11 protein-coding genes are annotated in these 13,290 nt (G+C 68.7%); 4 read left to right on the top strand and 7 right to left on the bottom strand.

The window, feature by feature from the left end; translation table 11 throughout:
- Positions 1-5: 5 nt before the first annotated feature.
- From QQA13_RS10710 to QQA13_RS10695, 4 genes are all read right to left on the bottom strand, one after another.
- The gene (locus QQA13_RS10710; protein ID WP_108472443.1) at positions 6-1,136 is read right to left on the bottom strand and encodes an ABC transporter permease; all 1,131 of its coding nucleotides are present in this window, start codon (positions 1,134-1,136) and stop codon (positions 6-8) included.
- The gene (locus tag QQA13_RS10705) at positions 1,136-2,590 is read right to left on the bottom strand and encodes a TolC family protein (RefSeq protein ID WP_108472444.1); all 1,455 of its coding nucleotides are present in this window, start codon (positions 2,588-2,590) and stop codon (positions 1,136-1,138) included. Before QQA13_RS10705 ends, QQA13_RS10710 begins: the two co-directional genes overlap by 1 nt.
- Before the next feature lie 162 nt (positions 2,591-2,752).
- Positions 2,753-4,168, bottom strand: coding sequence for a sensor histidine kinase (locus QQA13_RS10700; protein WP_108472445.1), 1,416 nt, complete (start codon positions 4,166-4,168; stop codon positions 2,753-2,755).
- Positions 4,165-4,854 (bottom strand): response regulator, encoded by a 690-nt coding sequence (locus QQA13_RS10695; protein ID WP_108472446.1) that lies wholly within the window; start codon positions 4,852-4,854, stop codon positions 4,165-4,167. Before QQA13_RS10695 ends, QQA13_RS10700 begins: the two co-directional genes overlap by 4 nt.
- Positions 4,855-5,105: 251 nt before the next feature.
- On the opposite strand from QQA13_RS10695, the gene QQA13_RS10690 reads away from it, so the two are divergent.
- The 3 genes from QQA13_RS10690 (at position 5,106) to QQA13_RS10680 (ending at position 10,107) form a co-directional block, all read left to right on the top strand.
- The gene (locus QQA13_RS10690; protein ID WP_108472447.1) at positions 5,106-6,818 is read left to right on the top strand and encodes a diflavin oxidoreductase; all 1,713 of its coding nucleotides are present in this window, start codon (positions 5,106-5,108) and stop codon (positions 6,816-6,818) included.
- Between the two features lie 230 nt (positions 6,819-7,048).
- Positions 7,049-9,190, top strand: a complete 2,142-nt coding sequence (locus QQA13_RS10685; protein ID WP_325051466.1) for a M1 family metallopeptidase — start codon at positions 7,049-7,051, stop codon at positions 9,188-9,190.
- Positions 9,191-9,234: 44 nt separating this feature from the next.
- Complete coding sequence (locus QQA13_RS10680; protein ID WP_325051470.1) at positions 9,235-10,107, top strand: hypothetical protein; 873 nt, start codon at positions 9,235-9,237, stop codon at positions 10,105-10,107.
- 76 nt (positions 10,108-10,183) lie between these two features.
- Here the strand turns inward: QQA13_RS10680 and QQA13_RS10675 are convergent, their stop codons facing one another.
- The 3 genes from QQA13_RS10675 to QQA13_RS10665 all read right to left on the bottom strand — a co-directional run bounded on the left by QQA13_RS10675 (position 10,184) and on the right by QQA13_RS10665 (position 11,658).
- Positions 10,184-10,723: a GNAT family N-acetyltransferase gene (locus QQA13_RS10675; RefSeq protein WP_108472450.1), complete on the bottom strand. Its 540-nt coding sequence runs from the start codon at positions 10,721-10,723 to the stop codon at positions 10,184-10,186.
- 5 nt (positions 10,724-10,728) lie between these two features.
- Positions 10,729-11,202 (bottom strand): SET domain-containing protein-lysine N-methyltransferase, encoded by a 474-nt coding sequence (locus QQA13_RS10670; protein ID WP_108472451.1) that lies wholly within the window; start codon positions 11,200-11,202, stop codon positions 10,729-10,731.
- A gap of 102 nt (positions 11,203-11,304) precedes the next feature.
- Positions 11,305-11,658 carry a ComEA family DNA-binding protein gene (locus QQA13_RS10665; protein ID WP_108472452.1) on the bottom strand — a complete coding sequence of 118 codons (354 nt, stop codon included), beginning with the start codon at positions 11,656-11,658 and terminating at the stop codon, positions 11,305-11,307.
- 205 nt (positions 11,659-11,863) lie between these two features.
- Here QQA13_RS10665 and QQA13_RS10660 point away from each other — a divergent pair, with 205 nt between their 5' ends.
- Positions 11,864-13,288, top strand: coding sequence for a M20 family metallopeptidase (locus QQA13_RS10660; RefSeq protein ID WP_108472453.1), 1,425 nt, complete (start codon positions 11,864-11,866; stop codon positions 13,286-13,288).
- Positions 13,289-13,290: the final 2 nt, after the last annotated feature.

The following is a 13,290-nucleotide window of genomic DNA, read 5'->3' as shown; positions in this document are numbered from 1 at the left end:
CGCGGCTACCTCAGCAAGGTGGCGGGGTCGGCGCGGCGCAGGCTGCGCATCGCGGCCAGGCCGGAGACGGCTGCCAGGCCCATCACCAGGACGATGCAGGCCAGCGCCGCCGGGACATTCAGCACCACCGGCACGTCCTGGCTGCGTGCCAGCAGCATCAGCACGACGCCGAACACGCTGGCGCCGAGCAGGCCCAGCGCACCGACCCAGAACGCCTGCTCCAGCACCACCTTGCGCAACGCATTCACGCCCACGCCGAGCGCGTTGAGCGTGGCGTATTCGCGCACCGAGCCGTTGACCGCGGCGATCAGGGTCTGGCTGGTGATCGCCGCACCGACCAGGAACACGATGCCGGCCAGGAACAGCACGCCGGCGCCGGCGCCGGTGTCGAACAGCCAGTAGCGCACCGATAGCCTGGCGAAGTCGCCGGCGCTCCATGCCGTATACGGGCCGAAGGCGGTGTCGCCGCGCAGGCGCAGCGCCACCGCGTCGGCCTGGGCCGGGTCGCGTAGTCTGGCGACCAGGTAGGTCGGCCCGAGGTCGGCCGGGTCGTTGTCCAGCCGGCGTGCGGTGTCCAGCGAACACAGCACGTTGACGCCGCCGAGCGCGCGCAAGCCGGTGCTGATGCCGACCACGCGCACCCGCTGGCCGTTGATGGTGGCGGTCTGGCCGATGTCGATGCCGAGCTGGTCCTGCGCGGAACGGTCGATGACGATCGCGTCCGGTTCGGCCAGTTGCCTGCGCAGCGCGGGCGACAGGACCTTCGAGAACATCAGCCCGTCGGCGGCCGGGTCGATGCCGGAGACGAACACCGAGACGCCACCGGTCTCGTGCGGTCCGCGCCAGTCGCCGTCGACCCACAGGTACGGCTCGACCTGCTGCACCGCCGGGTCCATCAGCAGGCGCGACTCCACGTCGGCGTCGATCGTGCGGCCCAGGCTCACGCTCTGCGTACCGGGATAGCCGACCCACACGTCGGCCGACGAGCCGGTGATGTAGAGGCTGGTGCTGCCGAAGATGCCCAGTACCAGCGCGATCTGCAGCAACTGCAGCAGGCCGGCGAAACCGACCGCCAGCATCGCCGGCAGGAAGCGCCGCCACTCGTAGATCAGCGTCTTGCGCGCCAGGGCCACCATCAGCGCGATACTCCGCCGGCGCCGGCAGGCGCCGGCGAGGTGGCCTGTTCCGTTTCCGGTACGGGCAGCGGTGCGCCGCCCAGCGCCTTGAACAGCGCGACGTAGGCCAGGCTGTGCGCGGCGCGGGCATCGGCCAGTTCGAGCGCGGCCTGGTCGGCGGCGATCCCGCTTTCGGTGCGATCGAGCGGGCTGCCCAGCTGCAGCCCGGCGCGCACCTGCACGGCCTGGTCGGCGCGCTGCAGTGCCTGCCAGGCCAGTGTGTCCTGCTGCTCGCGCTGGCGCTGCTGTTGCAGGCTGCCCAGCGCGGTTTCCACTTCGGCCACGCCCTGCAGCACCGCCTGCCGGTAGGCCAGCACGCTGGCTTTCAGTTCATGTGCCTTGGCGTGCGTGGCGGCCAGCCGCATGCCCCAGTCGAACAGTGGAATGTCGATCACCGGGCCCAGCGACCCGATGCCGTTCGGGGTGGTGGAAACGCGGTGGTTGTTGTTGATGTCGGTGGCCCAGACCATCGAGGCGCCAAGGCCGATGCTGGGGAACAGCTCGGCGTGGGTCAGCGCCAGTTCGCCGGCGCTGCGCAGCACGTCCGCCTCGGCGCGGGCGATCTCCGGCCGCGTGCGCAGCAGCTCGGCCGGGGTGCCGTCGAGTTGCCAGGCGCCCAGTTCGGGCGGCGTGCCTGCCTGCAGCCAGGCCGGGTCGGGGTGGTTCTGCCCGAGCAGGACGGCCAGCCGCTGTGCGCTGGCGTCGGCGGCCTGGCGTGGCGCGGCCAGGGCGGCTTCGGCCTGCGCCCAGGCGGCCTGCGCCTGGTCCACCACGGCGGGTGCCGCCAGCTGCAGGTGCTGCCGCGTCTGCTGCAGTTCCCATGCGTGCCGGCGCTGCTGGCTGATCTGCTGCAGCAGCTGTTCCTGCTGCTGCGCGGTGCGCAGGTTGATCCACTCGCGTACCACTTCGGCGACCAGGCTGACCCGGGCGGCGTGCAGGTCGGCCACACCGGCATCCAGCGCGCCCTGCGATTCGCGCCGGGTGCCTTCGGCGCGGCCGAACAGGCCCAGCTCCCAGCTGGCATCGAAGCCGGCCACGAAGAAGCTGGCGCTGGCGTCCGGGTCGATCGCGTCATGGGTGCGCGCGTGCAGCTCCGGCAGATAGCGGGCGTGGGCACGTTCGTGCAGGCTGCGCACGGCCCGCAGCCGTTCGGCCGCCTGCGCCACGTCGAGGTTGTTGGCCAGCGCGCGGTCGACCAGCGCGTCGAGGTCGGGGTCGGCGAACGCATGCCACCAGCCATGCAGGTCGGTCGGCCGGGCCGGGTCCGAGGCGATCGCATGCTGCCATTGCGCGGGCACCGGCGGCTCCAGCCTGGGCAGCGGCGCGGCGCAGCCGGCCAGCCCGGAGAACACGACGCCGAGCAGGCATGTGTGCCAACGGTGTTTTGGAATGGCCTTGCTCAGTCGAAGTGGCACGGCGTGCGCTTTCCCGGAGTCATGATCGGACCGGATACCAGAGGGGGAGTGGAGGGAAGGTTGTCGCGCGCCATTGTCGTGGAAAAATCTTTCTTCGTCCTGATGTCTGTCGTGACGACGTGCCCGGACCGCAGCTGCGGAGCGGATCATGGCCAGTCGCTCTCATGCCGGCCGGGCGGCGATTGCCGGCGGCGCGGGAAAGTGCACTTCCACGCACAGGCCGCGCGGTTCGGCACTGCGGTAGGTCACGCTGGCGTGATGTCGCTCGGCGATGCGCTGGACGATCGCCAGTCCCAGCCCGCTGCCTTCCTCGTTGTTGCCGGCGGCGCGGAAGAAACGCTCGCTCAGGCGCGGAAGCAATTCGGGCGGCACGCCGGGCCCGTTGTCCTCGACGCTGAGGTTGACGCCGCCATCGGCGTGCGCCGCCAGCCTGACGGTGACGGTGCTGCCACGGCCGGCGTAGCGCACGGCGTTGTCGATCAGGTTATCCAGCAGATCGTGCAGGCTGGCGGCGTCGCCGAGCACGGGCAGTGCCTGCCCGCTGCCTTCGTAGCCCAGGTCCACGCCGGCCCGGATCGCCTCATGGATGCGCTCGGCGACCGCCTCGGGGATGAACCGGCCGAGGTCCAGCAGCGTGCGCTCCCCGGTCTCCGGTGATGGCGCCTGCGCGCGTGTCAGCGCCAGTAATTGCGCGGAAGTGCGTGCGGCACGCTGCACCAGCCGCTGGATGTGGAGCAGGGCGTCGGCCACCGTCTCCGGCCGCGGATCGGCCATGGCATGTTCGACGTGCAGGCTCAGCCCGGCCAGTGGCGTGCGCAACTGGTGCGCGGCGTCGGCGATGAAGCGGTCGTGCAGGGCCAGCATGCCGCGCAGGCGGCCGAACAGCGCGTCGATGGTCTGCGTCAGCGGCCGGATTTCCTGCGGTACATCGGGACCATCGATCGGCGTGAGTTCGTCGGTGCGGGCGGCAAGCCGCGCGGTCAGCGGGTCGAGCACGCGCAGGCCGCGACCGACGCCAAACCAGACCAGCGAGAGCACGCAGATGATCAACAGCGACTGCATCCCGATCGCCAGCAGCAGGATTTCCCGCGCCTGGCGGTGCCGGTCACGCAGGGTTTCGGCGACGGTGACGACCAAGCTGTCGCCAGGGTCGTGGCTCATGGCGATGTGTACCGTGGCGGCGCGCAAGGCGTGCTTCGCGAGCTGCGCGTCGTACAGCACCGGGCGGGCGCCGATGGCCGGCGCCTGCGCTGGCTGCGGCAGTTGCCCGTTGCTGGCCAGCAGGCCGTGCCGGGCACTGCTCACGGCGAAATAGCTGTGGCCGTCCGGGTCGTATTCGAGCAGGAAGCGTGCCTGCGGGGTCAGCTCGCCATCGAGCCGGTCGTTGCCGAGCATCGTTGCCAGGGTCACGGCGTCGTCGCTGAGGTCGCGGTCGTGCACCCGGTTGGCATAGGTCAGGGCCACGCCGTAAGTCAGCAGCGCGTCCAGCAGCAACAGCACGCCCACCGGGACCAGCAGGGCCAGCAGCAGGCGTCGACGCAGGCTGGGGCGCAGCGGACGCACGCGTGGCGGATTCATGCCTGGTCGTTCCCGGTTTCGTCCATTTCTTCCAGCAGGTAGCCCAGCCCACGGATCGTGCGCACGCCGGTGCTGCTGCCGTGCAGCTTGCGGCGCAGGCGATGGATCGCGATGTCCAGGCCGTTGTCGGTCAGCTCCTGGTCCCAGTCGCACAGCGCCGCGGTCAGCTGGGCGCGACTGGTGACGCGGTCCGCGCGCAGGGCCAGCGCTTCGAGCAGGCCGAACTCGCGCGCGGTCAGTTCCAGCGGTGCCTGGTCGATCCATGCACGATGGCCGGGCAGGTCCAGGCGCAACCGGCCCAGCTGCAGCTCCGGCTTGCCCTGGCTGCTGGCCCGGCGCAGCAGCGCCCGCACGCGTGCCTCGAACTCGGCCAGCGCGAAGGGTTTCACCAGGTAATCGTCGGCGCCCAGGTCGAGCACGCGGATACGTTCGGCCAGGCCTTCGCGGGCGGTCACCACCAGCACCGGCATGCCGGTGCCGCGACTGCGCAGGCGGCGCAGTACCTCGCTGCCGTCCAGCGCGGGCAGGCCCAGATCCAGCACCAGCAGGTCATAACTGTGGTCGCGCAGCGCCGTGTCGGCCAGGTTGCCCCTGGCGACATGATCCACCGCGTGGCCACCATGGCGCAGCGACGCACAGAGGCCTTCGGCGATGGATGGATCGTCCTCGGCCAACAGAATGCGCATCGCCTGCTCCTGGAGAATGACGGAATAGTGTAGTGGCCGCGGGGTCCGGCGACAGTTATTGTTGAGATTGATTCTTGTTTACTGTCTAATAAGGCAGTCGGGCAGGCGCATCTTCAGTACGCCGCGCCCCTCCAGACCGTTCATCCCTGCCGCAGTTCCCGCGGCGTGGCGTGGCGCATGAATCACGGACAACTATGGGTCAGCTACCAGCACCTGCGGAACCGCCTCGTCAACGGCACCACACCTCCCGAATGCGCCAGTTGCATCCGTGGTACCGGATCAGCTCGGCGCTGTGCCTGATTGGCCTGCTGCTGTTTGCGCTGGTCGGGATCGCCCTCGACCACGCGCGGCGGATCGGGGCCGCGCCGCAGTTGGCCGATCACCATGCCATGCTGCCGGGCGGGTTCGTGCTGCTCTCGGCGGCGCTGCTGCTGGGCGCGTGGCTGGATCTGTCCGGCTGGCTGCGCCATCGCCGCCAGTTGCCTGGATCAGGCAAGCCGCTGCCGGTGACGGACATGGCTGCCGGCCACGAGCCGGTCGCAGTGGTGGCCGGGGCACGGGACCACAGCGTGCGGGCCGAGGCCGGCGTGCGGGTGATCTATGCCAGCCAGACCGGCTTCGCCGAACAGCTGGCGCGGCAGACCCTGCAGAGCCTGCAGGCGGCCGGCTTGCCGGCGCAACTGGACGGTATCGACACGCTCGATGTCGCCGGACTGCAGCGCGCTGGTCGTGTGCTGTTCGTGGCCAGCACCACCGGCGATGGCGAGCCGCCGGACATGGCGAGGGCGTTCAGCCGCCTGGCGATGCAGCAAGCGGCGGCGCTGCACGGCCTGCGCTACGGGCTGCTGGCGCTGGGCGACAGCGACTACGAGGACTTCTGCGGCTTCGGCCGCCAGTTGCAGTGCTGGCTGCAGGCCAGCGGCGCGCAACCACTGTTCGATCCGGTGGAAGTGGACAGCGAGGATGAAGCCAGCCTGCGCCATTGGCAGCATCACCTGGCGATGCTCAGCGGCGTCAGCGACCTGCCGGACTGGCAGGCACCGAAGTACCAGCGCTGGCAACTGGTCGAGCGCCGGCTGCTCAACCCCGGCAGCGTGGGTGAACCGTGTTTCCATCTCGAGCTGCGGCCGCTGCAGGGCGGCGCGAACTGGCAGGCCGGCGACCTGGTCGAGATCGGCCCCCGCCATGCGCCGGACAAGGTGGCGACGTGGCTGGCGGCAAACGGACTGGACGGCCGCGTGCCGGTGGCGCACGGGAGGGCGCGGCTGCCGCTGGCCGAACTGCTGGCACGCTGCCGTCTGCCCGAGGCCGGCGAGGTCGATGGACTGGACGAAGCGGCATTGGCGGCGCGGCTGCCGTTGCTGCCGCACCGCGCGTATTCGATCGCCTCGTTGCCGGACGACGGCGCGCTCCACCTGCTGGTGCGCCAGATGCGCGGCCGCGGCGGCTACCTCGGCCTCGGTTCGGGCTGGCTTGTTGAGCATGCGCCGGTCGGCGCGGAGATCGCCCTGCGCGTGCGCAGCAACGTCAATTTCCATGTGCCGAAGGATGCACGGCCGCTGCTCCTGATCGGCAACGGTACCGGGCTGGCGGCGCTGCGTGCGCTGCTGAAGGCGCGCATCGCCGCCGGCCACCGGCGCAACTGGCTGCTGTTCGGCGAGCGGCAGGTGGCGCACGATTTTCTCTACCGCGACGAGATCGAACGCTGGCTGGCAGGCGGCTGGATCGAACGCGCCGACTTCGCCTGGTCGCGTGACCAGGCTGAGCGTATCCACGTGCAGCAGCGCTTGCGTGAGGCGGCCGGCGAACTGCTGGCGTGGATCGAGGCTGGCGCCGCCATCTACGTTTGCGGCAGCCTCGACGGGCTGGCGCCGGGCATCGATGCGGTGTTGCACGAGGTATTGGGCGCGGCGCGGGTCGAGCAGTTGCGCGAACAGGGGCGTTACCGGCGCGACGTCTACTGAGTACGCGGTCGGCCGGTTTGTCCGTGCAACGTCATCACCGCATGCATGACCAATGGCCTATGCCTTGCGGGTCGCGTGGGCGCACCCTGTGGGGCTTGTCCAGGGGAGTGACAAACATGCGGCTGATTGCACGCAAGTGGAGGTACCTGTGTGCCGTGACCTTGTCGGTTGCGGTATTGCCGGGAATGACATCGGCGCAGACGCCGACGTCGGCAAGTACGACGACCAACGTGCCGGCCGTCCAGGCCATGGCTCCGGCCAGCGCCAGTCCGGTGGTTGCCGACATTCCGCTGGCCGCGGCGAATGCGGCGAATTTCCAGGTGCCCAGTGCACCGGATGCGTGGGGTGGCCCGCGCGGCGATCATCCGGCCACGCTGTCCGACCAGGTGGTGAGCTACACCATCCAGGCCACGCTGGACCCGGCCACGCACACGGTCGACGGCAGGCAGACCATGACCTGGCGCAACCGCAGCAACCAGCCGGTCAGGAAAATCTACCTGCATCTTTACCTCAATGCGTTCGAAGGCCCGGGCAGCACGTTCTTCACCGAGCGGCGCCTGTTCTCCGGCAGCGGTCATTCGCGCGGCAACGCCAGCCTGAAGAAGGGCGAGTGGGGCTACATCGAGTTGAACAAGGTGCAGCAGGGCGGCCAGGACGTGCGCTGGCGCTTCGTGCAGCCCGATGGCGGCCCGAAGACCGACAAGACCGTGGTCGAGCTGGACCTGCCGCAGGCGGTGCCGGCGCAAGGCACGCTGAGCCTGGATATCGACTTCCACGACCAGTTGCCGCGCGTGGTCGAGCGCACCGGCTGGTTCGGCGATTTCCATCTGGTCGCGCAGTGGTTCCCGAAGATTGCCGTGCTGGAACTGCCCGGCGAGCGTGGTGCCACGGCGCCGCGCTGGAACGCGCACGAGTTCCACTTCCACAGCGAGTTCTATGCCGATTACGGCAATTACGACGTCAAGCTGACGGTGCCCAAGGGCTACACCGTGGGCGCGGTGGGCGAAGAGCAGGGCGCGCCGGTGCAGGACGGCGACAAGGTCACCCACCGTTTCGTGCAGACCGATGTGGAGGATTTCGCCTGGATCGCGGCGCCGGGCTACAAGGTGCAGCGCACCAGCTGGACCGGGCCGGGCAGCCCCACCGTCGTCGTGCAGGTGATCTACCCGCCCGAGTACGAGGCCAGCGCGCAGCCGGTGCTCAAGGCCACCACCGATTCGCTGACCTATTTCTCCGACACGCTGGGGCCGTATCCCTACCGCACGGTCACCGCCGTGGTGCCGCCCTACAACGCCAGTGAAGCGGGCGGCATGGAGTACCCGACCTTCTTCACGGCCGATGGCATGAACAAGGTCACGCCGGACACGATCAGCCAGTACATGATCGATTTCGTCACCATCCACGAGTTCGGCCATGGTTATTTCATGGGCATCCTCGGCTCGAACGAATTCGAGGAGCCGATGCTCGACGAGGGCATGAACGAGTACTGGGACGATCGCATGCTGGTCGATCGCAAGCAGGACATCTTTGCCACCACGCCGCTCTTGAAGCGGCTGGGCATCACGCCGAGCGTGAACCCGTTCGAGGCGGAACGGCTCAGTGGCGTGCTGGGCATCGGCACGCCGGCCGACTCGCTCGATGCCAATTCGTGGGATCGCATGTCCAGCAGCAGCTACGGCTCGGTCTACGCGCGCACGGCCGCGACCATGCGCACGCTGGAAAACCTGCTTGGGCACGAGGCGATGAGCAAGGCGATGAAGCTGTACTACGAACGCTGGAAGTTCCGCCACCCCGACGCCGCCGACCTGCGCGACGCACTGGCCGAGGGCTCCGGCAAGCCGGAGCTGGTGCATGCGATCTTCGCCTCGCAGGTCTATGGCACCGACAAGATCGATGCCAGCGTGGTTTCGATCGACAATGAGGAGCAGGTGCCGCGCACGGGTACCGAGGTGCGCGACGGCAAGCGCATCACGCTGACCGACAAGGACATCGACAAGCAGATCGACGACGCGCGCGCCGCCTGGAAGAAGGCGCACAAGGATGCCAAATACGGTGGCCCGTATCCGTGGCAGTCGACGATCACGGTGCGCCGCACCGGTGCCGCGGTGCCGCGCACCGTGCTGATCAAGTTTGCCGACGACAGCAGCGAGACGGTGCACTGGGATGACGCCAGTCGCTGGAAGCGTTTCACCTTCACCAGGCCGGTGAAGGCGGTGTCGGCCACGGTCGATCCCGGTCAGAAGATCTACCTGGATGCAAACAGCATCAACGACAGCCGGACCATCAAGGCCGATGGCAGCGCCTCGCGTCGGTGGAGCGCAGATCTGGCTTCCTTCTTTCAGACGTTCTATGCCCTGGTGGGGTCACTGTGATGAAGACTGGACGTATGTCCCGCCGCGTGGATTCCGCTGCCGTGATGCGTGCGCCTTTCGCCGCCATGCAATGGCGCCTGCTGTTGCTCTGGGTGCTGCTGCTGCTGTTGCCGACCGCCGTGGTCAGCCTGCCGATCTGGCGCGCACTGAGTGGCGCGCTTGACCACTCCATCCACGCGCAGGCGTGGGCCACGCGCTTCAGCGCAACGATGGTCGGCGACGTCATGTCGACGTTGCAGCTTTCCAGCTGGTTCAATGGCCTTGCCCTGCTGGGCATGTTGCTGACGCTGCTGCTGTTGCCGTTTCTCAACGGCATGGTGGTGGGGGCCGGCCGTGCCGGCCGTGCGCTGGGCTTCAGCCACCTGCTTCAGTGCGGCATCGTCGAGTACGGCCGCATGTTCCGCCTGATGCTGTGGTCGATCCTGCCGTACGCGGCAATGGGCGCCCTGATCGGCGTCGCGCTGCACATGGCCGATGGCGTCAGTGACAAGGCGGTACTGGAATCGGAAGCCGACCGTGCCTCGCACCTGGCCCTGTTCGTCGCGGGCGTGCTGTTCGTGCTGGCGCAGGCGATTGTCGAGTCGGGTCGGGCCGCGTTCATTGCCGATACGGGACTGCGTTCGGCCACGCGCGCCTTCGGTCGCGGCTTCATGCAGTTGCTGCGCCGCCCGTTCAGCACCTTGATCAGCTACGTGCTGATCAGCGTGGTCGGCTACACGATTGCACTGGCGCTGGGGATCGGGCGCGTGCACACCCCTGCCATCGGGTTTACCGGCCTGGTGCTGGCGGTGCTGCTGGCGCAGCTGGTGGTGCTGGTGATCGGCTGGGTTCGCGTGGCGCGGTTGTTCGCGCTGGCCGAGGTGGCGCGTTCGCTGTCGTCATCGCGGGCCGGCAGCGGCTTGCCGCTGGCCATCTGACGGGTTGTGGCAGAGGGCGCGTTGCGCCTTCTGCCATTCGCCGGGGTCGGGACGTGCCGAGCCTGGTCAGGCATGCCTAGCCGTAGGCGCGGCGGTGCTCGCGATGCGGCGGGTAGTAGGCGAACACGTGGCTGTGGCTGCCGTAGAAATCCATATCCTCGATGTGCTCGCCGCCGAGCCGCGCGGCGACCCGGTCGGAGGCCTCGTTGCCAATCCGCACCAGGCTGATCACGCGCTGGGCATGCAGCTGGTTCCAGGCGAATTCGAGCACGGCAGTGCCCGCCTCGGTGGCGTAGCCGTGGTGGCGGTGCTCGGGTTTGAGCATCCAGCCCATCTCCAGGTCCGGCCAGCCGTCGGGGTACATCAGGCCGGCGCGGCCGATGAACTCACCGCTGCCTTTCAGCTCCAGCGCCCACATGCCGAAGCCGCGCAGCTGCCAGTGACCCAGCAGCATCGCCAGCGAACGCCAGGCGTTGGTGCGGTCCAGCGGTTCACCGTCGCCGATCCAGCGCGTGCTGTCCGGGTCGGCCAGCATGGCGGCGTAGTCGTCGAAATGCCGCTCGGTGAGTGCGGTGAGGCGCAGGCGCGCCGTTTCAATGGTTGGAATATCGAACATCACGGTCAACGGTGGGCGGCAGCCAGCAGTTCAGCCAGTGCGTGGGTGCTGCTGGCAAGGCTCTCCTGCCAGGACAATCCGGCGATTGTCTCACCTGTGACCGAATCGACAAAATCCTCGGCCTGGCCGGGCGGCAGCAGGTGCCGGTAGTCCACGGTGATCTCGCTGCCGGCGGGCAGCTCGGCCAGGGCAAACACGAAACCCAGGTGCCACAGCCCGTTCGGCGTGAAACTGTGGTTGATGTAGCACTCGTCAGGCCAGTCCGGCGACAGCGTGTAGCGGTCCTCGAACCAGCGCGCGCTGGCGTGGAACTGCGCGCGAAGCTCCGATGAAGCCATGATGTCGGCGTAGCGGAAGGTCTGCTCGATGCCGTCCGGCGCGGTGATGATGCACCCCGCCGCCACGGCTTCGTCGAGGAACAGGCCGTTGCCGGCGCCACGGATGGCGGAGGCGGCGATGTGGTAGCGCGGCAGGATCATGGCGGCATGAGGGAGGAAGGGGCGCGCGAGTGTAGCGCAAGCGGCGCGGCCCGCCGTGGGCCACGCCGCCGGGTTCCCTGCCGACGGTAGCTCGCCCGCCGGTTATTCCTCGACGGCGGCTTCTGCCACGGCGGCCTTCTTGCTCTTGTGCGCCGTCCTGACGGGGGCGTCCGTAGCGGCGGCAGCATCGTCGCTGAGCAGGATGGCGGCCCGGTTGCGCTCGATCGTGGCCTTGCCGATGCCCTTGACGTGCTTGAGGTCGTCGGCCTTCTTGAACGGGCCGTGGGCTTCGCGCCAAGCCACGATCGCCTCGGCCCTGGCCGGGCCGATGCCGTCCAACGACTTGGCGATGGCGGCCGCGTCGGCCTGGTTGATGTTGACCGGCGTGGCAGCGAGCAGCAGCCCCGGCATGGCCAGGGCGAGTGCAAGGGCGACAGCGGCGAGTTTGTTGAACATGGCCTTTCTCCTTGGGCGATGGATGACGGCATCCAGGTGCCGCCGGCGCACTATGCCGCCGCGGCGAAGGGCCACGCAGTGGGAGACGCCGCAGGGTTGGTGTGCGCGCCGGGCGCTTTCGCCTGTGGGCGGCTTCCGGTCGCGTGTCGGTGCAGTGGAGGCGCGCTGTTACAATGCCGATCTTGTTCGCCTGATGGAGTGAGCCATGGATACTGCCCGCCTTTCCCGCTTCGTCGGTGGCCTGTGGGACGACGAGATCGTGCCGCAGCTGGTCGAATACATCCGTATCCCCAACAAGTCGCCGATGTTCGACAAGGACTGGGTGGCGCACGGCTACATGGATGCGGCGGTCAAGCTGATGGAAACCTGGGCGCGCTCCAAGCTCGCCCAGTTGCCCGGTGCCACGCTGGAAGTGGTGCGGCTGGAAGGACGTACGCCGCTGATCTACATCGAAGTGCCGGGCCAGGGAGACGACACCGTGATGCTTTACGGCCACCTCGACAAGCAGCCGGAGATGACCGGCTGGGCCGAGGGCCTCGGCCCGTGGACACCGGTGCTCAAGGGCGACAAGCTGTACGGCCGCGGTGGCGCCGACGACGGCTATGCGATCTTCGGCTCGCTGGCCGCGCTGCTGGCGCTGCACGAGCAGGGCATTCCGCACGCGCGCTGCGTGGTGATGATCGAGGCCTGCGAGGAATCGGGCAGCTACGATCTGCCGTTCTACGTCGACCACCTGGCCGACCGCATCGGCAGCCCGTCGCTGGTGGTGTGCCTGGATTCGGGCTGCGGCAACTACGACCAGCTGTGGTTGACCACGTCCCTGCGCGGCATGACCGGCGGCAACCTCACCGTGCAGGTGCTGGAAGAGGGCGTGCACTCGGGCGACGCCTCCGGCGTGGTGCCGTCGAGCTTCCGCATCCTGCGCGAGTTGCTGACGCGGCTGGAAGATCCGGCCACCGGCACGATCAAGCCGAAGGAGCTGTACGTCGACATTCCGCAACAGCGCGTCGAGCAAGCCAAGCTCTCGGCCGAGGTGCTGGGCGACGACATCTACAGCAAGTTCCCGTGGACCGAGGGCATGCAGCCGGTCACGAAAGACCTGGCCGAACTGGTGCTCAACCGCACCTGGCGCCCGCAGCTGGCGGTCACCGGCATCGGCGGCATCCCGCCGCTGGAAAGCGCCGGCAACGTGCTGCGCCCGTTCACCGCGGTGAAGCTGAGCCTGCGCGTGCCGCCCACGCTGAACGGCGCCAAGGCCGGCGAGTTCGTCAAGCAATTGCTGGAGAAGGACCCGCCGTACGGCGCCAAGGTCACTTTCACCCTGGAAAAGGACGGCTCGGGCTGGAACGCGCCGGCGCTGTCGCCATGGCTGGAGCAGGCGGTGGCCGACGCCTCGCAGCACTATTTCGGCGCGCCAGCCACCTACATGGGCGAGGGCGGCAGCATCCCGTTCATGGGCATGCTTGGCGAAAAATTCCCCAAGGCGCAGTTCCTGATCACCGGCGTGCTCGGCCCGCATTCCAACGCGCACGGCCCCAACGAGTTCCTGCACATCCCCACCGGCAAGAAGGTCAGCATGGTGGTGGCCGAGGTGGTGGCGCGCCATCACCAGCAGGGTGGCAAGGCCTGAGC

Origin of the sequence: Rhodanobacter thiooxydans (assembly GCF_030291135.1) — a bacterium.
In the GTDB taxonomy this organism is placed as follows: domain Bacteria; phylum Pseudomonadota; class Gammaproteobacteria; order Xanthomonadales; family Rhodanobacteraceae; genus Rhodanobacter; species Rhodanobacter thiooxydans_A.
Note: the sequence above shows the minus strand (reverse complement) of the source record. Positions and strands in the feature narration are given on the sequence as shown.